The sequence below is a fragment of the Mesorhizobium sp. M0678 genome, from assembly GCF_040320505.1.
Taxonomy (GTDB): Bacteria; Pseudomonadota; Alphaproteobacteria; order Rhizobiales; family Rhizobiaceae; genus Mesorhizobium.
This window is the reverse complement of sequence record NZ_JAMYPT010000008.1, coordinates 217,817-243,055: the sequence shown is the minus strand read 5'-3', so window position 1 is coordinate 243,055 and position 25,239 is coordinate 217,817. Positions and strand designations below refer to the sequence as shown.

Genomic DNA, 25,239 nt, shown 5'->3' with positions numbered 1-25,239 from the left:
TCCGACAGCGGCCAAAAAAGATGACGGCAAATTGGAAATGTTACCGGGTTGCGCGCCCTGCGGTTTTCGACTTTGCTCTCAGTCAACGAGGGGTTGTTGATCCATGCGCCGGATGTCGCTCACTTCCCTGACCAGAGCGGACCATCACCAGTCTAAGGCCTATCCCGCTGCCCGGAATGGTTGTGGAAGGCGTGGTGCGCAACGCAGTGATCAGATCCAAGCGGCTATGGCTTCACGAGCAATCACCTCTACCGTGCATTCGAGACTGAGCAATAGGAAATGCGAACAGTCGTCTGTCGGCCCGGGTATTGATCGCAACCAGTGCGAGTTCTCGACTCGGAGGAGGGGCCATCTATAGGAGGCTTGCCTGCCAGAGCCAATCAAGGGGATTGAGCTGCTAGCGCTGACATGGGTCACTCCCAACATGTCGTCATAAGCCGAAATTGCTAGCACTCCGTGGAAGTTGATCTTGAGGGTTCGTTCGGACGTCCCGACGAAGAAGTCGCCTTCGACGGCCAATTCAAAGTAGTTGTCGGATTTCAGACGCCACACCTGGCAGGCAGCCAGCGGTAAATCTTGCACAGGCTCCCACCGCTGAACCGCCTCCTGAACAATGTCCATCACCTTCTCCAATGTTTGAAAGTCGCGCACGATGCTCAAGCGCCTACCGCCCTGATAGCCAATTCTGCGCGCCGCATCCTTGAGGCGCAACGGACGGTGCTCAAAAAACATGAGTGCATCTATCATGTTTTGTTCAGCCCTTTCAGCGGTTTGCACCGAAAATTGACCAATTGATAAAAAAATAAAACGTGCTAGCCTTCCCCAAAACAAGAACATGGGGAACTGACGATGCCAGAAGGCCAGTTCAAGCAAGGCATTGCCGGCGGGCGGCTCTCGCCGGACCAATATGCTGATAACTTCGCCGACCTGCACCCGCCGCTCGATCATCACGAGGCGCTGGTCGAGTCCGACCGCTGCTATTTCTGCTATGATGCGCCGTGCATGAATGCATGCCCGACCTCGATCGACATCCCGCTGTTCATCCGCCAGATTTCGACGGGCAATCCGATCGGCTCAGCCAAGACTATTTTTGATCAGAACATTTTGGGCGGCATGTGCGCCCGCGTCTGCCCGACCGAGACGCTGTGCGAAGAAGTCTGCGTGCGCGAGGTGGCCGAAGGCAAGCCGGTGCAGATCGGTCGCCTTCAGCGCTACGCCACCGATGTCGCCATGGCCGAAAACAAGCAGTTCTACGAGCGCCCCGAACCGACCGGCAAGACGGTCGCCGTGGTCGGCGCCGGACCGGCGGGGCTTGCCGCCGCGCATCGGCTCTCCCGCTACGGCCACGACGTGACCATCCTGGAAGCTCGGCCAAAGCCCGGCGGCCTCAATGAATACGGTATCGCCGCCTATAAGAGCGTCGACAATTTCGCCCAGGCTGAAGTCGACTATGTCACGTCGATCGGCGGCATCGACATCCAGAACGGCAAGGCGCTCGGCCGTGATTACCAGCTGTCGGATCTGACCAGGAATTACGATGCGGTGTTCCTCGGCATGGGGCTTGCCGGCGTCAATGCCTTGCGAGCGGATGGCGAGGAGGCGCCGGGCGTCAGCAATGCTGTCGAGTTCATTGCCGAGCTTCGCCAGGCCAGTGATCTGGCCAGCCTGCCGGTCGGCCGGCGTGTTGTCGTCATCGGCGGCGGCATGACGGCGATCGACGCGGCGGTGCAATCGAAGCTGCTCGGAGCCGAAGAGGTAACGATCTGCTATCGGCGCGACCCGGAGCACATGAACGCCTCCGAATTCGAGCAGGATCTGGCTGCCGCCAACGGCGTCATCATCCGGCACTGGTTGCAGCCGAAGCGGGTCATTGCCGACGGCGGCAAGGTGTCGGCGATCGAGCTCGAATACACCGCGATGGACGGCGACCGGCTCGTCGGCACCGGCGAGCGGCTGACGCTCGTCGCCGACCAGGTGTTCAAGGCGATCGGCCAGAGTTTTGTCCCGGCTGCGCTCAACGGCAGCGGGGCTTTGCTTGACCTGGAAGCCGGCCGCATCAAGGTCGACGCCGAAGGCCGCACCTCGCTGCCAAACGTCTGGGCCGGCGGCGACTGCATCTTTGGCGGCGACGACCTGACAGTCTCGGCCGTCGCACAAGGCCGCGACGCGGCGGAAAGCATTCATCGGGCACTGACCTCGAACGGGAGGGCATGAGCATGGCAGACATCCGCAACAATTTCGTCGGCATCAAATCGCCGAACCCGTTCTGGCTAGCCTCGGCGCCGCCGACCGACAAGGCCTATAACGTCATCCGCGCCTTCAAGGCTGGCTGGGGCGGCGTTGTCTGGAAGACGCTCGGCGAAGAAGGGCCGCCGGTGGTCAACGTCAACGGGCCGCGCTACGGCGCCATCTGGGGCGCCGATCGTCGCCTGCTTGGCCTGAACAATATCGAGCTGATCACCGACCGTGACCTGCAGGTCAATCTGCGCGAGATCAAGCAGGTCAAGATGGACTGGCCCGACCGGGCGATCGTCGTCTCGCTGATGGTGCCGTGCGAGGAGCATGCCTGGAAGGCGATCCTGCCGGTGGTCGAGGAGACCGGCGCTGACGGCATCGAGCTCAATTTCGGCTGCCCGCACGGCATGTCGGAACGCGGCATGGGTGCGGCGGTCGGCCAGGTGCCGGAATACATCGAAATGGTGGTGCGCTGGTGCAAGGCCAATACGCGCATGCCTGTCATCACCAAGCTGACGCCCAACATCACCGACATACGCAAGCCGGCACGCGCTGCCCTTGCCGGCGGCACCGACGCGGTGTCGCTGATCAACACCATCAATTCGATCACCGGCGTCAGTCTCGATAGTTTCGCACCGGAGCCGACGATCGACGGCAAGGGTTCGCATGGCGGCTATTGCGGCCCGGCGGTGAAGCCGATCGCCATGAACATGGTGGCCGAGATCGCGCGCGACCCGGAAACGAAGGGCCTGCCGATCTCCGGTATCGGCGGCATTACCACCTGGCGTGACGCCGCCGAATTCATGGCGCTTGGCGCCGGCAATGTGCAGGTGTGCACGGCGGCGATGACCTTTGGCTTCAAGATCGTGCAGGAGATGATCGCCGGCCTGGAAAACTGGATGGACGAGAAGGGCCATGCCACGCTCGACGACATCGTCGGCCGTGCCACGCCCAACGTCACCGACTGGCAGTATCTCAACCTCAACTACGTCGCCAAGGCGCATATCGACCAGGATGCCTGCATCAAATGCGGCCGCTGCCACATTGCCTGCGAGGACACTTCGCACCAGGCGATCACCGCAATCGTCGATGGCGTCAGGCATTTCGAGGTGATCGAGGCCGAATGCGTCGGCTGCAATCTCTGCGTCAATGTCTGTCCGGTCGAGAACTGCATCACCATGGAGCCACTGGCGGTTGGCGCGATCGACGAGCGCACTGGTAGGCCAGTGTCGCCGATCTATGCCAACTGGACGACGCATCCGAACAATCCGATGGCCAAGGTGGCGGCGGAATAGCATTGCGAAAAAAAAGCGGCGTTCATGGCGCCGCTTTTTGACTTTCCTATTGAGGATAAAAGTTATCCACGATAATCTATATCCATGAACAGGAGAGCGAAATGAAGCTGGGCGAAGGCGTCGAAGCGGCCATCCACTGCGCCGCGATGCTCGCCGGCGTTGATGGCGCCGCGACCTTGCCAGGTGCTGCCATGGCCGAGGCGTTCGGGCTGTCGCCGAGCTATCTGCTTAAGCATCTCAACGCGCTGACTGCGTCCGGCATTCTGGAATCAGTGCCAGGGCCGTCCGGCGGCTATCGGCTAGCACGGCCGGCCGAGCGCATTACGCTGCTCGATATCGTGCTCGCTGTCGAAGGGCGCGAACCTGCCTTTCGCTGCGGCGAGATCCGCCGCAACGGTCCCGTCAAGCTCGATGCATCGGCCTACGTCAAACTATGCGGCATCAATGCCGCGATGCTGAAGGCCGAGCGCGCCTATCGTGCCGCACTTGCCGAAACCAAGCTGTCCGACATCGTGGCCACTTACGCGGCAGAAGGCGATCCGAGATCGATTGCTGCCAGTTGCGCCTTTGTGGCGCGCCATCAGCGGCCGCAGAAATCCAGTTCAACCAAGCAAGCATGAAAGGAAAGACGATGAAACAGAGGATGCAATTTTTCGCCAAGGCGCCGGAGATCATGAAGGCGGTGTCGGCACTCAACAAGGCGGTCGACGAATGCGGGCTCGAGGCGAGCCTGCTGCATCTGATCAAGCTCAGGGCATCGCAGATCAATGGTTGCTCCTATTGCGTCGAGATGCACAGCCGTGAGGCTAGGCGCGATGGCGAGACTGAGCAGAGGCTTTATCTCGTCTCGGCCTGGAAGGAATCGCCGCTATTTTCGGCACGCGAACGCGCCGCCTTTGCCTGGACGGATGCGGTGACGAAGATCGCCGAAAGCGGTGTTTCGGACGAACTCTATGTGCAGACGCTCGAGCATTTCTCGGAAGAGGAACTGGTCAAGCTGTCGGTCGCGCTCGGCATGATCAACACCTGGAACCGGCTTTGCATCCCGTTCCACGCCCTTCATCCGATGCCGGCAGCCAAGGCCGCCTGATCGACGAGACGGGCGCGCGAGCTGCGCGCCCGTTTTCAGTTGGAGATCAAGAACATGTTTGCAAACTTTGAGAACGAGATTCTATTTGCCGCCCGTCTGCTGCTTGGTGGCGCCTTCGTCTTTGCCGGCCTGCGCAACATCCAGAACCGGGCTTTCGTGACCCAATTGATGGCGACGCGCGGCGTGCCGCAGGCGCGGCTGGCGCTGTGGGCCGGCATCGTCCTGCAGATCGGCGCCGGCGCGTTGGTGTTGACGGGTTTGTGGACTGCTGTCGCGGCGGCGGCGCTAATCCTGTTCCTCATTGCCGCGACGCCGATGTTCCACAATTTCTGGGACCATCAGGGGCCGGAACGCGCAGCCCGAATCAATGGGTTTGTCGCCAATGTCGCGCTGACCGGCGGGTTTCTCTCGCTGATGGGGCAGGCGGCATAGCAGCGACCGTCCCGAAACGGTGGACGCATCACCGCTTACGCCGCAAAGCGCAGGCCGCCGTCGCAGGTCAGCACCTGGCCGGTCATGAACCCGTTGGAGACGAGGAATGCGATCGCGCTGGCGACGTCCTCGGCGCGGCCGATGCGGCCGACCGGCGTCTTGCCGGCATACTCGGCAAACACCGTATGGCGCTGTTCATCGGGCAGGAAATCCCACCACGGCGTGTCGATGACGCCCGGCGCCACGACATTGACGCGTAACGGCTTCAGCTCCATCGCCAGGATCGGCACCACGGTCAGCAGCATGCCGTTGACGGCGGCGATGCCGGCGATACCCGGCGCTGACAATTGCGCCGACACCGCCGAGATGAAAGTCACCGAGCCGCTCTTGTTCAGCGTCGGCAAGGCGGCCTGCAGGCAGGAGAGCTGTGGCCGGACCTTCTCGTCGACGCCACCGCCGATGTCGGTCAGGTCAAGTGTTTCGAACGGGCCGAGCCCCTTGCCGCCGCTGGCGGCCAGCACCAGGTGATCGAAAGGGCCGAGATCGCTGAAGAACCGGCGAACCTCGTCCGGCTTCGCGGCATCGAAGGCAGCTTTTTCGACGGCGCCGCCAAGGCTTTGCCATGCATTGTCGAGCCTTTCCCTGCTGCGCCCGGTGATCGTCACCTTCATGCCCGGGCCGAGCAGCTTATTCGCGGTGGCGAGGCCGATGCCGGAGGAGCCGCCGACGATCACGGCGTGCTGCGTTTTCTCGATCATGAATTTTCTTTCTTCGATGTAGCGGAAGCGGGTGCGAGCCCGACAAGACCGAGGCTCAATTCACGCAACTGCTGCCTCGCCTTCGCGTCATAGGCTTGCGCATCGGCGCGGGATTCCCTTTGGCCGTCGAAATAGAGGCCGCTTCGCCCTTCCAGCGTGGGCGATGTGGCGAGATTGATGATGGCTTCGGCGCCGGTTTCGACCGAACTCCAGGGTGTGACGCCCGCCTGCCGCACCATCGTGGTGTTCATGTAGCTTGCCGGATGCAGGCTGTTGACCGTGACGCCGGTGCCGTTCAGCTGCTCCGCCAGATCGATGGTGAACATGATCTGCGCCAGCTTGCTCTGGCAGTAGGCACGAACGCCGTCGTAGGAGCGGGTCAGCATGACATCCCTGAAGTCGATCGCCCGTTGCCCGGCCGAGGCGACATTGATGATGCGCGCCGGCGCACTGGCCTTGAGCAGCGGCAGCAGCTCCGTGGTGAGCAGGAAGCCGGCGAGATAATTGACGGCAAAGCGCAGCTCGTAGCCGTCGGCGCTGACCTGCCGTTTCGCGTTGGGGCCGGCTGTGCCGACGCCGGCATTGTTGATGAGGATATCGAGCCGGTCAGTCCTGGCGCGCACGGCTTCGGCGAGGCGGCGGACCTCGGCCAGGGAGGAGAGGTCGGCGACAAGCAGCTCGGCCTTGCCGCCGGCGGCTTCGATCTCGGCCACGGTCGCCTTGCCCCTTGTCGCGTCGCGGCCATGCACCAGGATGCGGGCGCCGCCGGCGCCGAGCCTTTGCGCCACGACTCTGCCGACGCCGTCGGTCGAGCCGGTAATCAGGATCGTCTTGTCTTTCAGTTCCATGTTCAGAGCCTCCATGTCATCGCTCTGAGCAGAAAGATGGGGCACCAGACGCATGCCAAACAGTTCAAACTTTATCCTGGTATCGGTACTGCTATAATAGCGCCGATGGATTCCACCACGCATTCTGCCGAAGGCAGCCGTCGCCGCGAGCTTGGCGCCTTTCTGCGTTCGCGGCGCGAAAGGCTGACGCCATCGGCCACGGGCATCTCGACCGGCCTGCGCCGGCGCACACCCGGGCTGCGGCGCGAGGAGGTGGCGATGATCGCCGGCGTCGGCACGACCTGGTACACATGGCTGGAGCAAGGGCGCGACGTGCGGCCGTCCGTCGAGGTGCTGACGGCGCTCAGTCAGGCATTGCGCCTGGACGCGGCCGAGCAACGGCATCTGTTCATCCTTGCCGGCCGTCCGCAGCCGGAGCATCGCGTCGATGCGCCTGAAAAAGTCGACGGACCCTTGCTGCACATGCTGCAAAGCCTGGTCCTGCAGCCGGCCTATGTCGTCGGGCGGCGCTGGGATGTGCTGGCCTGGAACTCTGCCGCGGCAGCCGTGTTCGGCGACTATGGCCTGCTGGAGGGCGATGCCCGCAACATCGTCCATATGGTTTTCACCAGCCCGCAGCATCGGCGCCTGCTCGTCGACTGGGAGGAACTGGCGCGTGCCGTGCTGGCGTCATTCCGGGCGGAAAGCGCCAAATATGTCGGCGACCCGGATTTCGAGCGGCTGATCGCGCTGATGACACGTTCAAGCCCGGAGTTTCGGGCATGGTGGCCGCTGCGCGATGTGGCCCGCAACCTGTCGGGTGTGAAGCATGTCAGGCATCCGACGGCAGGCGCCATGGCGTTCGAGCATATGAGCCTGTCGATCGACGACGGCTCGGACATGAAGCTGATCGTCTACACGCCGCTCGCCGAGCAGAACTCGATCGCCAAGCTCGAACAACTGCTGGAGACGCTTCCGGCCGAGCGGCGCAGCGCCTGAACCCTATCTTTGTTTTGACCATGATCTTGTCCGAAAACCGGCTTCCACTTTTCGGGATCATGGTCGTCAGCCCTTCGGCTTCAGCCCGTCGATGAACAGCTGCTCAAGAAATCTTGCGGCATCCTCGAAGCGGCCGTCGCCGCCGCGGTCGGGGCCGAGCACGGCGCGCACCTGCACGTCGAAATCGGCATAATGCTGCGTCGTCGCCCAGATCGAGAAGATCAGGTGCCAGGGGTCGGTGCGGGCGATCTTGCCGGCGCGCATCCAGCCCTTGATGACGTTGGCTTTCTCGTCGACCAGCGTCTTCAACTCCCCTTCCAGCATCGGCATGATGCGCGGCGCGCCCTGCAGGATCTCATTGGCGAACAGGCGGCTCTCGCGCGGGAAATCGCGCGCCATTTCCAGCTTGCGCCTGATGTAGCTGCGCAGTTCGGTTAGCGGATCGCCGATGTCGTCGAGCTCGCGCAGCGGCGCCAGCCAGGTGTCGAGAAGCCGCTGCATCAGCGTCTTGTGGATGTCCTCCTTACGGCGGAAATAATAGAGCAGGTTTGGCTTCGACATGCCGGCGGCTTCGGCGATCTGGTCGATGGTCGAGCCGCGAAAACCGTTGGTCGAGAAGACTTCGAGCGCCGCCTCCAGGATGAGCTCGCGCTTTTCCAGCTGAATGCGGGTGCGGCGAGGAGCGGAGCTTTCGACCGCCCCCGTCACCCCGCAAAACCTTCGCTGGGAGGAGTGTCTGGACCAATTCTCTGGACCAGTTTTTCCTCGCCCTGTGGAGCGCACTTCGAAAGCCGCATTTCCGCTAGTAATCCCTTGACCGCTGATAAGGCGGTGCTAACGTTTGTCCAACCGGTCAAAAATTTGCGTAGCACGAAAACGTCGCGAAGACCAAGCGTTGGAAAGACCAAGCGTTAGCCGCACCGAAACAGGTTACAAGGGGAAGTCTTGGTCATGTCCAACCGGCTGAAAGTCACGCCGAACGATCTCAGCGCATTCTGGATGCCGTTCACGGCAAACCGGCAGTTCAAGCAGGCGCCGCGCATGATGGTGTCGGCCAAGGACATGCACTACACGACCAGCGACGGGCGCAAGGTGCTCGACGGCACCGCCGGCCTGTGGTGCGTCAATGCCGGCCACTGCCGCCCGAAGATCACCGAGGCGATCCAGAGCCAGGCGGCAGAGCTCGACTACGCACCCGCGTTCCAGATGGGCCATCCGATCGTGTTCGAGCTGGCGAACCGGCTGGTCGACATCGCGCCGAAGGGCATGGACCATGTGTTCTTCACCAATTCCGGCTCGGAATCGGTCGAGACGGCGCTGAAGATGGCAATCGCTTATCACCGCGTAAAAGGCGAGGGCTCGCGCACCCGTCTGATCGGCCGCGAGCGCGGCTATCACGGCGTCAATTTCGGCGGCATCTCCGTCGGCGGCATTGTCACCAACCGCAAGATGTTCGGCACGCTGCTCGGCGGCGTCGATCACATGCCACACACGCATCTGCCGGAAAAGAACTCTTTCACCAAGGGCGTGCCGGAGCATGGCGCGGAACTGGCGAACGAGCTGGAGCGCATCGTCGCACTGCACGACGCCTCGACCATTGCCGCCGTCATCGTCGAGCCGGTGGCCGGTTCCACCGGCGTCATCCTGCCGCCGAAGGGCTATCTCGAGAGGCTGCGCGAGATCTGCACCAAGCACGGCATCTTGCTGATCTTCGACGAAGTCATCACCGGTTTCGGCCGTCTCGGCACGCCGTTCGCCGCCGACTATTTCGGTGTCACGCCGGATATCATGACCACCGCCAAAGGCGTCTCCAACGGCGTCATCCCGATGGGCGCGGTGTTCGTAAAGAAGGAAATCCACGACGCGTTCATGACTGGGCCCGAGCACATGATCGAGTTCTTCCACGGCTACACCTATTCGGGCAATCCGATCGCCTGCGCGGCGGCGTTGGGCACGCTCGACACCTACAAGGAAGAGGGGCTGCTGACGCGCGGCGAGGAACTGGCGCCGTACTGGGAGGACGCGCTGCACTCGCTGAAGGGCGAGCCGAACGTCATCGATATCAGAAACATCGGCCTGATCGGCGCGATCGAGCTGGCGCCGATCACCGGCCAGCCGACGAAGCGGGCCTTCTCGGCTTTCGTCAAGGCGTTCGAGCGTGGTGCATTGATCCGCACCACCGGCGACATCATCGCGCTATCGCCGCCGCTGATCATCACCAAAGGTCAGATCAACGAATTGATCGACCATGTGCGCGAAGTGCTGAGGGCCGTGGATTGACGAATTTGCCGCAGCTTTCCCTCCCCCTCGAGGGGAGGGTGGCCGCGAAGCGGCCGGGTGGGGTCGGTGCGGCAGTGCGCCAGCCTGACCTTCGGCCGCATAGGTGCCTATGATGCCCCGGACCCGCGTGAGCTTCGAAATGCGCCAAAAGGCGCGCGCGCTTCGAGTTCATGCGACCAAAGGCGAATCCCTGCTGTGGTATGAACTGCGCGAATTGAAATCGGCCGGCATCAAGTTCCGCCGCCAGTGTCCGATCGGGCCTTATATCGTCGACTTTGCTTGCCTTGCGGTAAAGCTGGTCGTTGAAGTCGATGGTGATCTGCACGAACAGGAGAAGGGCAAACGGCACGACGCCGTCCGTGATGCCTATCTGCGATCGCTCGGGTTCGATATCTTTCGCGTCGATGAGCCCGATGTCATAAACAGCGCCTGGCATGTCGCACAGGTGGTCAAGGAGAAGGTCGCGCGCATGTCAGCCGACCCCACCCGACCGCTTCGCGGCCACCCTCCCCTCGAGGGGGAGGGGGACGCTGGCGTGCCACAACCAATGAGGTTTTAGAATATGGCCGCCCCCGGCGAGAATTTGCGAATCCATTCAGACCGTTTGTGGGATTCGATAATGGAGATGGCGAAGATCGGCCCCGGCATTGCCGGCGGCAACAATCGCCAGACCGTTACCGACGAGGACGGCGAAGGGCGGCATCTGTTCAAGCGCTGGTGCGATGAGGCGGGGCTCGAAATGGGCGTCGACGAGATGGGTACGATGTTTGCCCGTCGCGAAGGCACCGACCCCAGCCTGCCGCCGGTCTATGTCGGCAGCCATCTCGACACCCAGCCGACCGGCGGCAAGTATGACGGCGTGCTCGGCGTGCTCGGCGGCCTGGAGGTCGTGCGCTCGCTCAACGATCTCGGCATCAAGACCAAGCACCCGATCGTCGTCACCAACTGGACCAACGAGGAAGGCGCCCGCTTTGCGCCGGCGATGATGGCGTCCGGGGTATTCGCCGGCGTGCTCGACCAGGCCGACGTTTATTCGCATGTCGACAAGGACGGCAAGAAATTCGGCGAGGAGCTCGAACGGATCGGCTGGAAGGGCAGCGAGAAAGTCGGCGAGCGCAAGATCCACGCTTTCTTCGAATTGCACATCGAGCAGGGCCCGATCCTTGAGGACGAGGGCATCGATATCGGTGTCGTCACCCACGGGCAAGGGTTGAAATGGCTGCAGGTGACGCTGACCGGCAAGGAGGCGCACACCGGCTCGACGCCGATGCCGAAGCGGCGCAATGCCGGGCTCGGCATGGCGCGGGTGATCGAACTGGTGCACGAGATCGCCATGGACTATCAGCCCGACGCCGTCGGCGCGGTCGGCCATATGGAGGTCTATCCGAACTCGCGCAACATCATCGCCGGGCGCACCGTCTTCACCATCGACATCCGCTCGCCGGAAAAGGAGGTGCTGGACGCCATGGACGGGCGCATCCGCGAAGGCATCGACACGATCTGCGACGCGCTCGACATCAAATATCAAATCGAGCAGGTCGGCCATTTCGACCCGGTCACTTTCGACGCGGGCTGCGTCAAGGCTGTGCGGGATGCGGCGGAGCGCCTGGGATATACGCATCGCAACATCGTCTCCGGCGCCGGCCATGACGCCTGCTGGATCAACCGCGTCGCACCCACCGCAATGGTGATGTGCCCCTGCGTCGACGGTCTCAGCCACAACGAGGCCGAGGAAATCACCAAGGAATGGGCAGCGGCCGGCGCCGACGTGCTGTTCCATGCGGTCGTCGACACGGCGGTGATTGTCGAATGATGGGATAGCCTCGCAACGCCGCTCACAAGAAGCGCGAAGAGAATAAGGGAACAAGAAAATGTCCAAAGTCATCAAGAATGGCACCATCGTCACCGCCGACCGGACGTGGAAGGCCGATGTGCTGTTCAAGCACGGCAAGATCATCGGCATCGGGCCGGATCTGCATGGCGACCATGAGTTCGACGCCAGCGGCTGCTATGTGATGCCGGGCGGCATCGACCCGCATACCCATCTCGAAATGCCGTTCATGGGCACCTATTCGGCCGACGATTTCGAATCCGGCACGCGAGCGGCCCTTGCCGGCGGCACGACCATGGTCGTCGATTTCTGCCTGCCGGCGCCGCAGCAATCGCTGCTCGAGGCCCTGCAGATGTGGGACAACAAGACCTCGAAGGCGTCCTGCGACTATTCGTTCCACATGGCGATCACCTGGTGGGGCAAGCAGGTGTTCGACGAGATGGCCACTGTCGTCGACAGGGGCATTACCTCGTTCAAGCATTTCATGGCCTACAAGGGCGCGCTGATGGTCGATGACGACGAGCTCTATTCGTCGTTCCAGCGCTGTGCCGATCTCGGCGCGCTGCCGCTGGTCCATGCCGAGAATGGCGACGTGGTGGCGGCGCTGTCGCAGAAGCTGCTGGCGGCGGGCAACAGCGGCCCGGAGGGACACGCCTATTCGCGCCCGCCTGAAGTCGAAGGCGAGGCGACCAACCGCGCCATCATGATCGCCGACATGGCCGGTGTGCCGCTCTATGTCGTGCATGTCTCCTGCGAGCAGGCGCACGAAGCCATCCGCCGGGCGCGCCAGAAAGGCATGCGGGTATACGGCGAGCCGCTGATCCAGCACCTGACGCTGGACGAGAGCGAATATTTCAACAAGGACTGGGACCACGCGGCGCGCCGGGTGATGAGCCCGCCCTTCCGCAACAAACTGCACCAGGATTCGCTGTGGGCCGGCCTGCAGGCCGGGTCGCTGCAAGTGGTGGCGACCGACCATTGTGCCTTCACCACCAAACAAAAGCGCAACGGCGTCGGCGACTTCACCAAGATCCCGAACGGCACGGGCGGGCTCGAGGATCGTTTGCCGGTGCTGTGGACGACCGGCGTTAAGACCGGCCGGCTGACGATGAACGAGTTCGTCGCGGTGACCTCGACCAACATCGCCAAGATCCTTAACATGTACCCGAAGAAGGGCGCCATCGTCGAAGGCGCGGACGCCGACATCATCGTCTGGGACCCGAAGCGCAAGAAGAAGATCACGGCCAAGAAGCAGCAGTCGGTGATCGACTACAATGTCTTCGAAGGTTTTGAGGTAACCGGCCTGCCGCGCTTCGTCTTCTCGCGCGGCGAACTGTCGATCGAGGAAAACGAGGTCAAGGCGAAGCCCGGCCATGGCGAGTTCGTCGCTCGCGAGCCGAACGCGGCGGTCAACCGGGCGCTGTCGACGTGGAAGGAAATTTCCGCGCCGCGCAAGGTGGAACGGACGGGCATCCCGGCGACGGGCGTTTGAGCTTGGCGAGCCACGGAGCGATTATCTCAATGGCCGCGGCGATCCTTGCCGCCGGGCCGGCGGCGGCTGACGTCCTTGCCGGCTCCTTTGGCAATGAGGTCGGTTGCGCTGGTGTACGGCTCGGTTATCAGGACAGCGACGATTATGTCGTGCTGACCGCCGACGGCGTCGAAACCTATGGCAGCGGCTGCGAGTTCGCACAGCGACTGACGACAGCGCCTGGCACCTTGTTGTTGAGCTCCACCTGTTTCGCCGAGGGCGAGGAGGGCACGACCACGGATGTCGTCAAGGTCATCAACAGAGGAGGGGACGGTTTCTTCGTGACCATTCCCGGCCTTGAGGAGATAGGGCCGCTGAAATCATGTTCGTGACGGTGCCGATGACGACCGCTGCCTCGATGCCGGCGTCAGGCGACCAACCCGTCCAGTTCCGGCAGCAGGACGACGCTTTCCTGTTCGTTGGGATCGGTTCGGGCAATGACCGCCGAGGCGGGGCCGTCGCTCAGATTGGCCGGCAGATGCGGCACGCCGGGGGGAATATAGAAAAGATCGCCGGCCTTGACCACGATATGCTGTTCGAGCCGGTCGCCATACCAGGTATGGACTTCGCCGGAGAGCACATAGATCGCGGTTTCATGGTTTTCGTGCATATGCGCCTTGGCGCGGGCACCCGGCGGCATGGTCAGCAGATGCATGCAGATGCCGGACGAGCCGACTGTTTCGGCGGCGATACCGGCGAAATAACTCAGGCCCTGCTTGCCTTCATAAGAGCTTTCAGGGCGGATAAGATGGCAAGTCGGTTTGGGCGACATCGGGGCAACTCCGGGCGTCTATCTGATGGGACAAGGGCGCGTAGAACTGGGGCGAGTAAAACTGGGGCGAGTAGAACTGGGGCGAGTAGGACTGGGCGAGTGGAAAGCAACATCAGGGTAAAATCAATGGGATTCCGGCCGGCGCCGCAGTGGCCGGAAGCGACAGGCTACGGCCGATGACGGGAGTATCGCCAGCCGTTGTTTCGGCAAGCAAGCTTGGCCTGACCTTCCAGACCAATGATGGTCCGGTGCAGGCGCTGTCGAATGTCGACCTGACCATCGGCAAGGGGGAATTCGTGTCCTTCATCGGGCCCTCCGGCTGCGGCAAGACGACCTTGCTGCGCGTCATCGCCGATCTGGAGAAGCCGACATCGGGAGCCATCTCCGTCAACGGCATGACGCCCGAGCAGGCGCGCCAGAGCCGCGCCTATGGCTATGTCTTCCAGGCGGCCGCACTTTATCCGTGGCGCACGATCAAGCGCAATGTGGCACTGCCGCTGGAGATCATGGGCCTGTCCAGGGCGGAGCAGGCGGCGCGCATCAAGCGCACTCTCGACCTTGTCAACCTCAGCGGCTTCGAGAAGAAATACCCCTGGCAGCTTTCGGGCGGCATGCAGCAGCGCGCCTCGATCGCGCGGGCGCTCGCCTTCGATGCCGACCTTTTGTTGATGGACGAGCCGTTCGGCGCGCTGGACGAGATCGTGCGCGATCACCTCAACGAACAGTTGCTGGAGCTTTGGGAGCGGACCAACAAGACTATCTGCTTCGTCACCCATTCGATCCCTGAGGCGGTCTATCTGTCGACGCGCATCGTCGTCATGTCGCCGCGCCCGGGGCGTGTCAGCGACGTCATAGAATCGACGCTGCCGAAAAAGCGGCCGCTCGATATCCGCGAGACGCCGGAGTTCCTGGCCATCGCGGCACGCGTGCGGGACGGGCTGAGGGCAGGGCACAGCTATGATGATTGAGGCGGCGGAAGATGAGCTCCCTCCTCTCCCCGTTGGGGAGAGGAGGGCACCCATCCTGCGAGGCCTGCTAGATGGACTCGTTTCGCGACAAGATCGTTCCGGTGACCTCGATCCTTCTGGGCGTCGTCGTTGTCTGGTACGTCATGGCTGTCATCCTCAACGCGCCGTTCCAGCGCGATCTCGACCGCCGCGCCAATCAGACACCGGGTATTGTGGAATTCATCGGCAAGACGCTGGTACAGCCGAAGCCGACGCTGCCGGCGCCGCATCAGGTGGCGGTGAATTTTTTCGAAAACACCTTTCTGCGTAGCATCACCTCGAACCGCAGCCTTGTCTACAATGCCTGGGTGACGTTGTCGTCGACGCTGCTCGGCTTTGCTTTCGGCACGGCGCTCGGCATCGTCATCGCCGTCGGCATCGTGCATGTGGCGACGCTCGACCGCAGTCTGATGCCGTGGATCATCGCCTCGCAGACCATTCCGATCCTGGCGGTGGCGCCGATGATCATTGTCGTGCTGGCGGCGGTCGGCATCACCGGGCTTATCCCGAAGGCGCTGATCTCGACCTATCTGTCGTTCTTCCCGGTGGCGGTCGGCATGGTGAAGGGACTGCGCTCGCCCGAGCTCACCCATCTCGACCTGATGCACACCTATAATGCCAGTGCCTCGCAGACCTTCTGGAAATTGCGCGTGCCGGCTTCGGTGCCGTTCCTGTTCACCTCGATGAAGGTGGCGGTGGCCGCCAGCCTGGTCGGCGCCATCGTCGGCGAGTTGCCGACCGGCGCCGTCGCCGGCATCGGCGCCAAATTGCTCGCCGGCGCCTATTACAGCCAGACCATCGACATCTGGTCGGCTCTGGTTGCCGGGTCGGTGGTCGCGGCGCTGCTGGTGATGGTCGTCGGCATCGCCGGGCGCCTTGTCGACCGCGCCATGGGCGGGAGGCCGGCATGAGCTCCATCCTGAGCCTTTCCTCAATCACGCCTCGATCCTGGCAGGGGTATGCCGCGCTTGTCCTGCTTGCCGGCGCGCTGCTTCTTTGGCCGCTCGTCAGTGCTACGCCCGGTTACGGCATGGCAACTACGGTTTTGATTTTCATTTTGCTGCTCGTGGCAATCGAGGCCGACAACTTTCCACCGATGATCGGGGTGGTGTTGCTGTTCCTTGGCGCGCACGGCGCAGCGTGGATGCTGCTCGCCGGCATAACCGGCAATGAGGGCAGCGCTCGCGCATCCTTCTATCTGCTGCTCGTCGCGGCGTGGTTTTTGGCCTGGCGCTGCGTAACGGTCCTGTCGTCGTTTCGCCCGACATCGCGCTGGGCGTCAACCGCCCTGCGCCTGATCATTCCGGCCATCTTCGGCGCCTGGATCCTGATCATCTGGGAGGCGGTGACGCGTGGTGCCGGCATTCCCTTCATCCTGTTGCCGCCGCCAAGCGCCATCGGTGCACGCATCGTCGGCTCGCTGCCGGTGCTGGGGGCCGATGTCAGGCAGACCATCTTCAAGGCGGTTATCTTCGGCTATGTGGCGGGGAGCAGCGCCGGCTTCCTCGTTGCCATCGCCGCCGACCGCGTGCCGTTCCTGCGGCGCGGGCTTTTGCCGATCGGCAATATGGTGTCGGCGCTGCCGATCATCGGCGTCGCGCCGATCATGGTCATGTGGTTCGGCTTCGACTGGCAGTCGAAGGCAGCGGTGGTCATCATCATGACCTTCTTCCCGATGCTGGTGAACACCGTCGCCGGGCTTGCCGCCTCCGGCCATATGGAGCGCGACCTGATGCGCACCTATGCCTCGAGCTACTGGCAGACGCTGTTCAAGCTGCGGCTGCCGGCGGCGGCACCCTTCATCTTCAATGCGTTGAAGATCAATTCGACGCTGGCGCTGATCGGCGCCATCGTCGCCGAGTTCTTCGGCACGCCGGTGGTCGGCATGGGATTCCGCATTTCGACGGAAGTCGGGCGGATGAACATCGACATGGTGTGGGCGGAAATCGCAGTTGCAGCACTTGCGGGTTCGGTCTTTTATGGCGTGGTCGCTCTTTTCGAGAGAGCAGTCACGTTTTGGCATCCCTCTGTCCGTGGTGGATAGGGGCGGTGGGTTTAGGGCGCTAACTTCAGAGGGTAAAAACATGAAAAGACTTGTTGTTTCGATGCTGGCCGGCGCGATGTCGCTTGCCGCGTTCCAGGCGTTGGCCGCGGACAAGGTGACGCTGCAGCTGAAATGGGTCACGCAGGCCCAGTTCGCCGGCTATTATGTCGCCAAGGCCAAGGGCTTCTATGAAGCCGAGGGCCTCGACGTCGACATCAAGCCCGGCGGACCGGACATTGCGCCCGAGCAGGTCATCGCCGGCGGCGGCGCCGACGTCATCGTCGACTGGATGGGCGGCGCGCTGGCTGCGCGCGAAAAGGGCGTGCCGCTGGTCAACATTGCCCAGCCGTTCAAGAAGGCCGGCATGGAGCTGGTCTGCCCGAAGGACGGCCCGGTCAAGACCGAAGCCGATTTCAAGGGCCACACGCTCGGCGTCTGGTTCTTCGGCAACGAGTATCCGTTCTATGCCTGGATGAACAAGCTTGGCCTCAAGACCGATGGCGGGCCGGACGGCGTCACCGTGCTCAAGCAGAGCTTTGACGTGCAGCCGCTGATCCAGAAGCAGGCGGATTGCATTTCGGTCATGACCTACAACGAGTACTGGCAGCTCATCGACGCCGGCTACAAGCCGGAAGAGCTGACCGTCTTCAACTATTCCGCCATGGGCAACGATCTCCTCGAAGACGGGCTCTATGCCCTGGAGGACAAGCTCAAGGATCCGGCCTTCGAGGACAAGATGGTGCGTTTCGTGCGCGCTTCGATGAAGGGTTGGAAATACGCCGTCGACAATTCCGACGAAGCGGCCGGCATCGTCATGGACAATGGCGGCCAGGACGAGAATCACCAGAAGCGCATGATGGGCGAAGTCGCCAAGCTGATCGACAATGCCGATGGCAAGCTCGATCCGGCGACCTACGAGCGCACCGCCAAGGCGCTGCTCGACCAGAAGATCATCAGCAAGGAGCCTACCGGCGCCTACACGACGGCGATCACCGACAAGGCCATCAAATAGGGCTGTCAAACTGGCTTGTAGCGGAAAAGGGGCGGGCGACCGCCCCTTTTTAGTGGGATGTAAAATGAACGTTACCGGCGGAAACATCCGCTCGCAAAATCGTTGTGCCGATGCATCCGCTTCAAAGGTGCCACAACGGAGGTTTCCATGCGCATCCAGTCCTTCACGCCGATGCTTTCGGCGCTGGCCATTTCTGCAACCATCTTCTCGGTGTCACCGGCTCTGGCCGAAACCGTAAAGATGACGGCGACGCTCAATGGCGCTGAGCAGAACCCGCCCGTCACCACGAAGGGCAAGGGCACCGCCACGCTCAGGTTCAACACCGCCACCAAGAAACTCAGCTGGACCGTGAGATATTCCGGCCTCAGCGGGCCGGCGAAGGCCGCACACATTCACGGCCCGGCGGCAAAGGGTCAAAACGCCGATCCAGTGGTGCCGTTCGAAGGCAAGCTGAAGAGCCCGATCAAGGGTTCGGCGACATTGACTGATGCCCAGGCCACCGATCTTGAGGCTGGCAAATATTACGTCAACATCCACACCGCGGCCCACGCGGACGGCGAGATCCGCGGCCAGATCGAGAAGGCCAAATAGGCAGATCACGACGACAAAACAGGGCAATCATCCTGTTTTGTCAGGCCTTGTCGCGAATCTGGGTCATCGTGCGGGTCGGCGTGATGGCTTCAGGGTCGAGCCTGATCTCTACGATCGACGGCTTGCCGCTGGCCCGCGCTCGCTCGAAGGCCGCGGCGAAGTCGGCGGTCTTTTCCACCGTCTCGCCATGGCCGCCATAGGCACGGGCCAAAGCAGCAAAGTCGGGATTCTTCAAGTCCGTGGCGACGACACGGCCGGGATATTCGCGCTCCTGATGCATGCGGATGGTGCCGTAGATGCCATTGTTGACGACGATGACGATGATCGGCAGCCCGTATTGCACGGCGGTGGCGAATTCCTGGCCGTTCATCAGGAAACAGCCGTCGCCGGCGAAGGCGATCACGTCGCGGTCTGGGAAAAGCTGCTTGGCGGCGACCGCCGCCGGCGTGCCGTAGCCCATCGAGCCGGATGTAGGTGCTGCCTGCGTGCCGAAACGCCGGAAGCGATGGTAGCGATGCACCCAGGTGGCGTAGTTGCCGGCGCCGTTGGCGAGGATGGCGTCGTCCGGCAGAATCGTTTCGAGATAATTCATGATCGGCCCCATCTGGACGGCGCCGGGGCCGCTCTCCGGAGGCGTCGACCAGTCGAGATAGGCGGCGTGCAGCTTCGCTGCCTCAGCCGCCCACACCGGCGTTGCGGCCGGCTTGCGTCTGGCAAAGGCTTCGACGAAAGCGGCAGGCGAGGCATTGATCGCCAGCGCCGGCCGGTAGACGCGGCCGAGTTCGCCGGCGTCGGCATGGATATGGACCAGCGTCTGGTCGGGGTAGGGACTCTTCAGCAGCGTGTAGTCGGATGACGGCATCTCGCCCATGCGGCCGCCGATCAGCAGCACAAGGTCGGCCTGCTTGATGGCGGTTGCTACCTTGGGATTGATGCCGATGCCGACATCGCCGGCATAGTTCGGGTGGAGATGGTCGAACAGCATCTGGCGCCGGAAGGAGCAGCCGACCGGCAGCGACCAGGCTTCGGCTATCGTCCGCATCCGTGCAACGGCCTGCGCGTCCCAGCGCGTACCGCCGAGGATGACGAAGGGCCGCTTTGCCTTGTTGAGCAACACTTCCAGTGCGTCGAGCTCGGCTTCGCCGGGCTGCGTCTCGACAGGGGTGTAATGCCGGGCGTCCGGTGCCTCGGCGAGGCTGGTCAGCATGTCCTCGGGCAGCGAGATGACGACCGGGCCCGGGCGACCGGACGTCGCCACCGCAAAGGCGCGTGTGACGAATTCGGGTATGCGTGCGGCGTCGTCGATCTCGACCACCCATTTGGCGATATCGCCGAAGAACCTGACGTAGTCGACCTCCTGGAAGGCCTCGCGCCCCTTGGCGTGGCTGGCGACCTGGCCAATGAACAGGATGAGGGGGACTGAATCCTGCATCGCGATGTGGATGCCGGCCGAGGCATTGGTGGCGCCTGGGCCACGGGTGACGAAGCAGATGCCGGGCCTGCCGGTTAGGCGGCCATGGCAGTCGGCCATCATTGCGGCACCGCCCTCCTGGCGGCAGACGATTGTGCGGATCGGTGAATCATGCAGCGCGTCGAGCACCGCCAGATAGGATTCGCCAGGTACGCAATAGATACGGTCCGTTCCGTTGGCTTCGAGCGCATCGACGATGAGTTGTCCGCCGGTCTTCATTTTCCTGACCTCTCCAGTTCGGCAAGGATTTCTTCGGTGTGTTCGCCGAGACGCGGCGACGGGCGCTCATAGACCAGTGGCGTGCCGGACATGACCATCGGCGCCCGCACCGAGGGCAAGAGATTGCCATGGCCGTCATCGAGGTCGAGCCGCATGCCGCGCGCTATGGTCTGCGGGTCGGCAAACATCTGGCCGATGTTGTTGATCGGGCTGGCCGGCACTCCGGCAGTCTCAAGTCTGGCCAGCAACGGGTCGCGATCGAAGGCTTTCAGCGCCTCGATCATATGCTCGCGCAGCTTTGCCCGGTTGGCGACGCGGGCGGGATTGGTGGCGAAGTCAGGGTTCGACGCCAGCTCGTCGAGGCCGACGGCAGCGCAGAACTTTGCGAACTGGCCGTCATTGCCGACCGCCAGGATGATGTGGCCATTTTTCACCGGCACCACTTCGTAGGGCGCGATGTTCATATGCGCATTGCCCATCTGCACCGGCGACTGTCCGGAGACGAGATAGTTGAGGTTCTGGTTGCCGAGCGTCGAGATCTGGGTGTCGTAGAGCGCCATGTCGATATGCTGGCCTTCGCCGGTCTTCTCGGCATGGCGAAGCGCCGCCTGGATGGCGATGACCGAATAAAGCCCGGTGAAAACATCCGATATAGCGACGCCCGCCTTTTGCGGTTCGCGGCCGGCTTCGCCGGTGATCGACATCATGCCGGCCATGCCCTGGATGATGAAATCATAGCCGGCACGCGGCGCATACGGTCCCGACTGGCCAAAACCGGTGATCGAGCAATAGATCAGCCGCGAGTTGATTTTCCTCAGGCTGTCATAGTCGAGGCCGTATTTCTTCAGTCCGCCGACTTTGAAGTTTTCGATCAGCACATCCGATGTCGCGACCAGCCGGCGCACCGTCTCGGCACCCTCGGGCGTCGAGAAGTCGATGGCGATGGAGCGCTTGCCGCGGTTGCAGGAATGGTAATAAGCGGCCGAAAGGTTCTCGCCGTCATGGCCGATGACGAAGGGCGGTCCCCATTTGCGGGTGTCGTCGCCGCCGTCCGGGCTCTCGACCTTGATCACGTCGGCGCCGAGGTCGGCAAGCAGCTGTCCGGCCCATGGCCCGGCGAGGATGCGTGCGAGTTCGATGACGCGGATGCCTTTGAGCGGAGGCTCAGTCATGGATCACCGTGGTTGATCGAAAGCGCAGCCTCTATCAATCCCGCGCGCCGCTGTCACGGCCCTTGCAATGGGCCAGTATCACTGTGCCCTCAGCACGCGGTCGGCCCAGGCGGCAAAATCCTCCATGATGATGTCTCGGTTGATCTCGTTCAGGCTTTCGTGGCGGGTTTTGGCGTAAACCTTTGAAACGAGATTCGAAAAACCCATCATGTGCATCCGGCCGGCAAGATGGCTGACCGCCTTGCCGCCGTCCGAGGCCGGATCTTGCTCGCCTCCGACCAGATTGACGAACAGGTCGCGCCGCACGCCGGAAAAATTGCGGTCGCTGCCGCAATGCAGCGTCATCATGACGATGTCCTGCCACATCGACACCGACGCGTCCCAGCCGCAAAGCGGGTCGGCGATGTATTTCTCGACTTCAACGGCATCGCGCGACAGCCAGTCGAACGGCGTCCGGTGATTGGGCACCGCCTTGCCCCAGGCCCGGAACGTCAGCCGGGGCAGCAGGCGCGACGGCACGTCTGAGCCAAGCCGGAACTTTTCCCAACCAAGCATGGCCAGCGCGATTTGGCCGAGCAGTCCGGCCGAGAAATTGCCGTTCCAGATCGCGGCGGCATGGATGCGCGCCGAGTGGCGGAGGACAAAGTTCAGCGCGATCGACGCGCCCAAGGAGTGGCCGAAGACGATGACCGGCAGGCCAGGTTGTTCCCTGGCGATGAGATCATGGACGGCGGCGACATCGGCGATGACCTTGGCACCGCCATCCGCATCGGCGAACCTGCCAGGTGGTGCGTCGGGCGCCTTGGTGGCGCCGTGGCCACGGTGGTCGTGCGCGTAGACCTGGTAGCCGCGCTCGCCAAGGAAATCGGCGAAACGGGCATAGCGCGCCGCGTGCTCGGCCAACCCGTGATTGACCTGGACAATGGCGCGCGGTTGGCCGATGGCGTGTTTCACATAAAGGTTGAGCTCGGCGCCGGTCGGCGATGCCAGCATCCTCTGCTTGTCAAATGGCATGTCTCGCTCCCGTCGGCGACTGTTGGGCGACGCAGCGATCGACGTCAAGGGACGTAGGGTACCCATTCGACGGTAGTTGACAGCATGCTGTCAATGTGACTACATGACAGCATACTGTCAAATGGTCAGCGGCAGATTGGGGGTATGACTATGAAAACCACCGGGGCCATTTCGCGGCGTGCAATCTTGCTGGCGGGCTTCGCCTTCACGACGGCCACCCTGTTGTCAGGGATTGCTGCGTTCAGTCAGGAAACCAGGGAGATGATCCATGATGACGTCCACTGTTCCAGGCCCGCAAGGCCAGCTTGCCACTTATAGGATCAACGCCGGCAATGGCCTGCCGATCATGTTCCTGCATGGAGATTGCAGCCGCGCTTCCCACTGGGACCGGGTGATGCAGCTCTCCGTCGAAGGCCGCGAGGCGGTAGCCTTCGATTTTCGCGGTCATGGCGCCTCCGCGCCGGCGCAGGACGGTGACTATGGTTATGACGGTCGTGCAATGGATGTCGGTGCCGTGGCCGACGCGTTTGGCCTGAAGCGGTTTCTCATTGTCGCGCACAGCGGCGGCGGTGGCGTGGCGCTCGCTTATGCCGCCAGCCATGCCGACCGGGTCGCCGGTGTCTTGCTCGTCGACCCGGCGACCGATCCTCGTGCGCTGCCGCAGGCGATTCGTGACGGCTTTGTCCGCGATCTGGCCGGTCCGCAAGGCCGTGATGTCCTGAACGCCTATTACACGTCGATTGCCGGCCCTAACGCGGCTGTTCGCCAGCGTGTTCTGGCCGATGCGGCAGTGGTCGATCCGGCGGCGAGGGCAGGTGTCGGCAAGGCACTGGCCGAATGGAACCCGGAGCCGGCACTCGATGCGTATCGCGGGCCTATGTTCGTATTGGCTACCGAGGCCAGTGACACTCCAGCCGCGCTCTATCGGCTGCGCACGGACATTCCGCGCCAGATCGTGGCGGGCAGCGGCCATTGGGTGATGCTTGACAAGCCGGAGGTCGTAGCCGAAGCCGTTAATAATTTCGTCGCGACCATCGAGGCCGGCCAGAAATGACGACCAGGACCGAAGCGGCAAATGTGCTCACCGAACTGGTGCTTGCCGTGTTCAGGATGAACGGCAGTTTTCTGGATGCGGCCGAGCGGCTGGCCGCTCCAACCGGGCTGACGGCAGCGCGCTGGCAGGTTTTGGGTGCAGTTTTGAAGGAGCCGAAATCTGTGGCCGACATCGCCCGCGACATGGGTCTCGCCCGTCAGAGTGTACAGCGGCTGGCCGACATACTGGCTGCGGAGGGGCTTGCCGCCTACGCCGACAACCCGGCGCATCGCCGCGCCAAGCTGTTGTCGATAACCGATGCCGGCCGGGCAGCGGTCAAGAATATCGGCACACGCCAGCATGTTTGGGCGAACCGTGTTTCGGAGGGTATGGACGCCGACGCGCTGAAAGCCTCGCTTGATCTGCTGCGCACCCTGACGGAACGGGTGGAGGCGGGCGGATCCTGATCGACCGCGCGGGAGCCGTCTCAATGCGCTGGCGATTGTTTTTACGGCCGGGCGAAAGAAATCGTAAGTCTGACATGTCGCAAGTTTCTAGCTTGCGGCGTGAATCACGAGGAGTGCCGGAATGCGGATTTGGGCGATATGGGGGGCGGTGTTTCTTGCGTTTGCTGGCGCAAGCGCGGCGCGCGCCGATGTGAAGATGACCGGCTCTTTCGTCGCCGATGCCGCCTGTCCGGCAACGCAGGCGATCAAGAGCGGCAAGAATCCCGGCAATGTCTCGACCGCGGCTGGTCAGAGTTATGATCTGCTGGCCGGCAACAAGGACGCGCCCACGCACTATCTCATTCGCGTGCCGGGCGCCGATCCGGAGCGCCGCTGGGTTAAGATCAGCTGCGGTCGTGTTTCGGGCGGCAGCGCGTCGACGATGCCGGCTGCACCGGCGCCTGCCGAGCCGAACAAGCCATCGGCGTCCGGAAAGCCGGAATATGTCTTCGCGCTGAGCTGGCAGCCGGCTTTCTGCGAGACCAAATCCAGCAAGGCCGAATGCCGTGCGCAGACCGCCGCCGGTTTCGAGGCGACCCACTTCACCTTGCATGGGTTGTGGCCGCAGCCGAACGGAAATTTCTATTGCCAGGTCGCCGCAAGCGACAAGGCGAACGACGATCCGGCGCACTGGCGAGACTTGCCGCCGGTCACCCTTGACCCGAAAACGCGAGCGGAACTCGACCAGGTGATGCCGGGCACCGCATCCGCCCTCGAAAGGCATGAATGGATCAAGCACGGCACCTGCTACGGCAAGAGCCAGCAGGAGTATTTCGCCGTCGCTTTGAACCTGATGCGCGCGATGAATGCGTCGCCGGTGCGCGATCTCTTCATCAAGAACATCGGCAAGCAACTGACATCCGATCAGATCCGCAGCACCTTCGACAGTGCCTTCGGCAAAGGCGCGGGCGACCGGGTCCGCGTGTCCTGCGTGGTCGATCCTTCGAACGGCAGGCGGCTGATCGGCGAACTGACGCTCGGCCTGACCGGCCCGATCGCTTCGAACGCTTCGCTCGGTGCCCTGCTGCTTGCCTCGGCGCCGACAGCCAAGGCTGGCTGCCCGAAGGGCGCGGTCGATGCCGTCGGGTTCCAGTAAACAGGCCGTACGCGACTGTCGCTT

27 protein-coding genes are annotated in these 25,239 nt (G+C 62.8%); 19 read left to right on the top strand and 8 right to left on the bottom strand.

Translation table 11 applies throughout. The features are described from left to right. Window positions 1-210: 210 nt before the first annotated feature. A complete protein-coding gene (locus NKI29_RS17395; RefSeq protein ID WP_352589360.1) occupies window positions 211-873 on the bottom strand; it encodes a hypothetical protein in 663 nt (220 codons plus the stop codon). Between NKI29_RS17395 and NKI29_RS17390 the strand changes: the two genes are divergently transcribed. The 5 genes from NKI29_RS17390 to NKI29_RS17370 all read left to right on the top strand — a co-directional run bounded on the left by NKI29_RS17390 (window position 850) and on the right by NKI29_RS17370 (window position 5,052). Beyond that, the gene (locus NKI29_RS17390; RefSeq protein WP_352796767.1) at window positions 850-2,214 is read left to right on the top strand and encodes an NAD(P)-dependent oxidoreductase; all 1,365 of its coding nucleotides are present in this window, start codon (window positions 850-852) and stop codon (window positions 2,212-2,214) included. The genes NKI29_RS17395 and NKI29_RS17390 overlap by 24 nt on opposite strands. A gap of 2 nt (window positions 2,215-2,216) precedes the next feature. Continuing rightward, complete coding sequence (gene preA, locus NKI29_RS17385) at window positions 2,217-3,530, top strand: NAD-dependent dihydropyrimidine dehydrogenase subunit PreA (protein WP_352796790.1); 1,314 nt, start codon at window positions 2,217-2,219, stop codon at window positions 3,528-3,530. 101 nt (window positions 3,531-3,631) lie between these two features. Beyond that, the gene (locus NKI29_RS17380) at window positions 3,632-4,150 is read left to right on the top strand and encodes an RrF2 family transcriptional regulator (protein WP_023675859.1); all 519 of its coding nucleotides are present in this window, start codon (window positions 3,632-3,634) and stop codon (window positions 4,148-4,150) included. Window positions 4,151-4,161: 11 nt separating this feature from the next. After that, window positions 4,162-4,620, top strand: coding sequence for a carboxymuconolactone decarboxylase family protein (locus tag NKI29_RS17375; protein WP_023675860.1), 459 nt, complete (start codon window positions 4,162-4,164; stop codon window positions 4,618-4,620). A gap of 54 nt (window positions 4,621-4,674) precedes the next feature. Next, a complete protein-coding gene (locus NKI29_RS17370) occupies window positions 4,675-5,052 on the top strand; it encodes a DoxX family protein (RefSeq protein ID WP_023675861.1) in 378 nt (125 codons plus the stop codon). 35 nt (window positions 5,053-5,087) lie between these two features. On the opposite strand, the gene NKI29_RS17365 is transcribed toward NKI29_RS17370, so the two are convergent. Next, on the bottom strand, window positions 5,088-5,810 hold the full coding sequence (locus tag NKI29_RS17365) for an SDR family oxidoreductase (protein WP_352796765.1): 723 nt from the start codon (window positions 5,808-5,810) through the stop codon (window positions 5,088-5,090). Continuing rightward, a complete protein-coding gene (locus tag NKI29_RS17360; RefSeq protein WP_023675863.1) occupies window positions 5,807-6,658 on the bottom strand; it encodes an SDR family NAD(P)-dependent oxidoreductase in 852 nt (283 codons plus the stop codon). The genes NKI29_RS17365 and NKI29_RS17360 overlap by 4 nt, the downstream gene beginning before the upstream one ends. Before the next feature lie 105 nt (window positions 6,659-6,763). Here NKI29_RS17360 and NKI29_RS17355 point away from each other — a divergent pair, with 105 nt between their 5' ends. Next, window positions 6,764-7,636, top strand: coding sequence for a helix-turn-helix transcriptional regulator (locus NKI29_RS17355; protein WP_352796762.1), 873 nt, complete (start codon window positions 6,764-6,766; stop codon window positions 7,634-7,636). A gap of 66 nt (window positions 7,637-7,702) precedes the next feature. Here NKI29_RS17355 and NKI29_RS17350 read toward each other — a convergent pair whose 3' ends face one another. After that, window positions 7,703-8,344: a TetR family transcriptional regulator C-terminal domain-containing protein gene (locus NKI29_RS17350; protein WP_352491100.1), complete on the bottom strand. Its 642-nt coding sequence runs from the start codon at window positions 8,342-8,344 to the stop codon at window positions 7,703-7,705. 243 nt (window positions 8,345-8,587) lie between these two features. On the opposite strand from NKI29_RS17350, the gene aptA reads away from it, so the two are divergent. The 5 genes from aptA (at window position 8,588) to NKI29_RS17325 (ending at window position 13,610) form a co-directional block, all read left to right on the top strand. Next, a complete protein-coding gene (gene aptA, locus NKI29_RS17345; RefSeq protein WP_352589376.1) occupies window positions 8,588-9,916 on the top strand; it encodes an omega-aminotransferase AptA in 1,329 nt (442 codons plus the stop codon). Window positions 9,917-10,043: 127 nt separating this feature from the next. Beyond that, on the top strand, window positions 10,044-10,475 hold the full coding sequence (locus NKI29_RS17340) for an endonuclease domain-containing protein (protein WP_352589379.1): 432 nt from the start codon (window positions 10,044-10,046) through the stop codon (window positions 10,473-10,475). 3 nt (window positions 10,476-10,478) lie between these two features. After that, window positions 10,479-11,729: a Zn-dependent hydrolase gene (locus NKI29_RS17335; protein WP_352796760.1), complete on the top strand. Its 1,251-nt coding sequence runs from the start codon at window positions 10,479-10,481 to the stop codon at window positions 11,727-11,729. Window positions 11,730-11,787: 58 nt separating this feature from the next. Further along, entirely contained in the window at window positions 11,788-13,239 is a 1,452-nt protein-coding gene (gene hydA, locus NKI29_RS17330; RefSeq protein WP_352796757.1) for a dihydropyrimidinase, read from the top strand. Window positions 13,240-13,268: 29 nt separating this feature from the next. Beyond that, the gene (locus NKI29_RS17325) at window positions 13,269-13,610 is read left to right on the top strand and encodes a hypothetical protein (protein ID WP_352796755.1); all 342 of its coding nucleotides are present in this window, start codon (window positions 13,269-13,271) and stop codon (window positions 13,608-13,610) included. 35 nt (window positions 13,611-13,645) lie between these two features. Here NKI29_RS17325 and NKI29_RS17320 read toward each other — a convergent pair whose 3' ends face one another. Then, window positions 13,646-14,050 carry a cupin domain-containing protein gene (locus NKI29_RS17320; protein WP_023675871.1) on the bottom strand — a complete coding sequence of 135 codons (405 nt, stop codon included), beginning with the start codon at window positions 14,048-14,050 and terminating at the stop codon, window positions 13,646-13,648. Window positions 14,051-14,226: 176 nt separating this feature from the next. Between NKI29_RS17320 and NKI29_RS17315 the strand changes: the two genes are divergently transcribed. The 5 genes from NKI29_RS17315 to NKI29_RS17295 all read left to right on the top strand — a co-directional run bounded on the left by NKI29_RS17315 (window position 14,227) and on the right by NKI29_RS17295 (window position 18,704). Then, on the top strand, window positions 14,227-15,018 hold the full coding sequence (locus NKI29_RS17315) for an ABC transporter ATP-binding protein (protein ID WP_352589388.1): 792 nt from the start codon (window positions 14,227-14,229) through the stop codon (window positions 15,016-15,018). Between the two features lie 71 nt (window positions 15,019-15,089). Next, window positions 15,090-15,968, top strand: a complete 879-nt coding sequence (locus NKI29_RS17310; protein WP_352471508.1) for an ABC transporter permease — start codon at window positions 15,090-15,092, stop codon at window positions 15,966-15,968. Next, complete coding sequence (locus NKI29_RS17305; protein WP_031211556.1) at window positions 15,965-17,101, top strand: ABC transporter permease; 1,137 nt, start codon at window positions 15,965-15,967, stop codon at window positions 17,099-17,101. Before NKI29_RS17310 ends, NKI29_RS17305 begins: the two co-directional genes overlap by 4 nt. A gap of 40 nt (window positions 17,102-17,141) precedes the next feature. After that, on the top strand, window positions 17,142-18,113 hold the full coding sequence (locus tag NKI29_RS17300) for an ABC transporter substrate-binding protein (RefSeq protein WP_352571794.1): 972 nt from the start codon (window positions 17,142-17,144) through the stop codon (window positions 18,111-18,113). 147 nt (window positions 18,114-18,260) lie between these two features. Then, on the top strand, window positions 18,261-18,704 hold the full coding sequence (locus NKI29_RS17295; RefSeq protein ID WP_352571795.1) for a CHRD domain-containing protein: 444 nt from the start codon (window positions 18,261-18,263) through the stop codon (window positions 18,702-18,704). Window positions 18,705-18,744: 40 nt separating this feature from the next. Here NKI29_RS17295 and NKI29_RS17290 read toward each other — a convergent pair whose 3' ends face one another. From NKI29_RS17290 to NKI29_RS17280, 3 genes are all read right to left on the bottom strand, one after another. Further along, window positions 18,745-20,394, bottom strand: a complete 1,650-nt coding sequence (locus NKI29_RS17290; RefSeq protein WP_352571796.1) for a thiamine pyrophosphate-binding protein — start codon at window positions 20,392-20,394, stop codon at window positions 18,745-18,747. Beyond that, entirely contained in the window at window positions 20,391-21,566 is a 1,176-nt protein-coding gene (locus NKI29_RS17285; RefSeq protein WP_352571797.1) for a CaiB/BaiF CoA transferase family protein, read from the bottom strand. The genes NKI29_RS17290 and NKI29_RS17285 overlap by 4 nt, the downstream gene beginning before the upstream one ends. Before the next feature lie 78 nt (window positions 21,567-21,644). After that, window positions 21,645-22,580 carry an alpha/beta fold hydrolase gene (locus NKI29_RS17280; RefSeq protein WP_352571798.1) on the bottom strand — a complete coding sequence of 312 codons (936 nt, stop codon included), beginning with the start codon at window positions 22,578-22,580 and terminating at the stop codon, window positions 21,645-21,647. Window positions 22,581-22,848: 268 nt separating this feature from the next. Here NKI29_RS17280 and NKI29_RS17275 point away from each other — a divergent pair, with 268 nt between their 5' ends. The 3 genes from NKI29_RS17275 (at window position 22,849) to NKI29_RS17265 (ending at window position 25,215) form a co-directional block, all read left to right on the top strand. Further along, window positions 22,849-23,634, top strand: a complete 786-nt coding sequence (locus NKI29_RS17275) for an alpha/beta fold hydrolase (protein ID WP_352456203.1) — start codon at window positions 22,849-22,851, stop codon at window positions 23,632-23,634. Next, window positions 23,631-24,080 (top strand): MarR family winged helix-turn-helix transcriptional regulator, encoded by a 450-nt coding sequence (locus NKI29_RS17270; protein ID WP_352456202.1) that lies wholly within the window; start codon window positions 23,631-23,633, stop codon window positions 24,078-24,080. Before NKI29_RS17275 ends, NKI29_RS17270 begins: the two co-directional genes overlap by 4 nt. A 121-nt stretch (window positions 24,081-24,201) precedes the next feature. Then, the gene (locus NKI29_RS17265) at window positions 24,202-25,215 is read left to right on the top strand and encodes a ribonuclease T2 family protein (protein WP_352571799.1); all 1,014 of its coding nucleotides are present in this window, start codon (window positions 24,202-24,204) and stop codon (window positions 25,213-25,215) included. Window positions 25,216-25,239 lie beyond the last annotated feature (24 nt).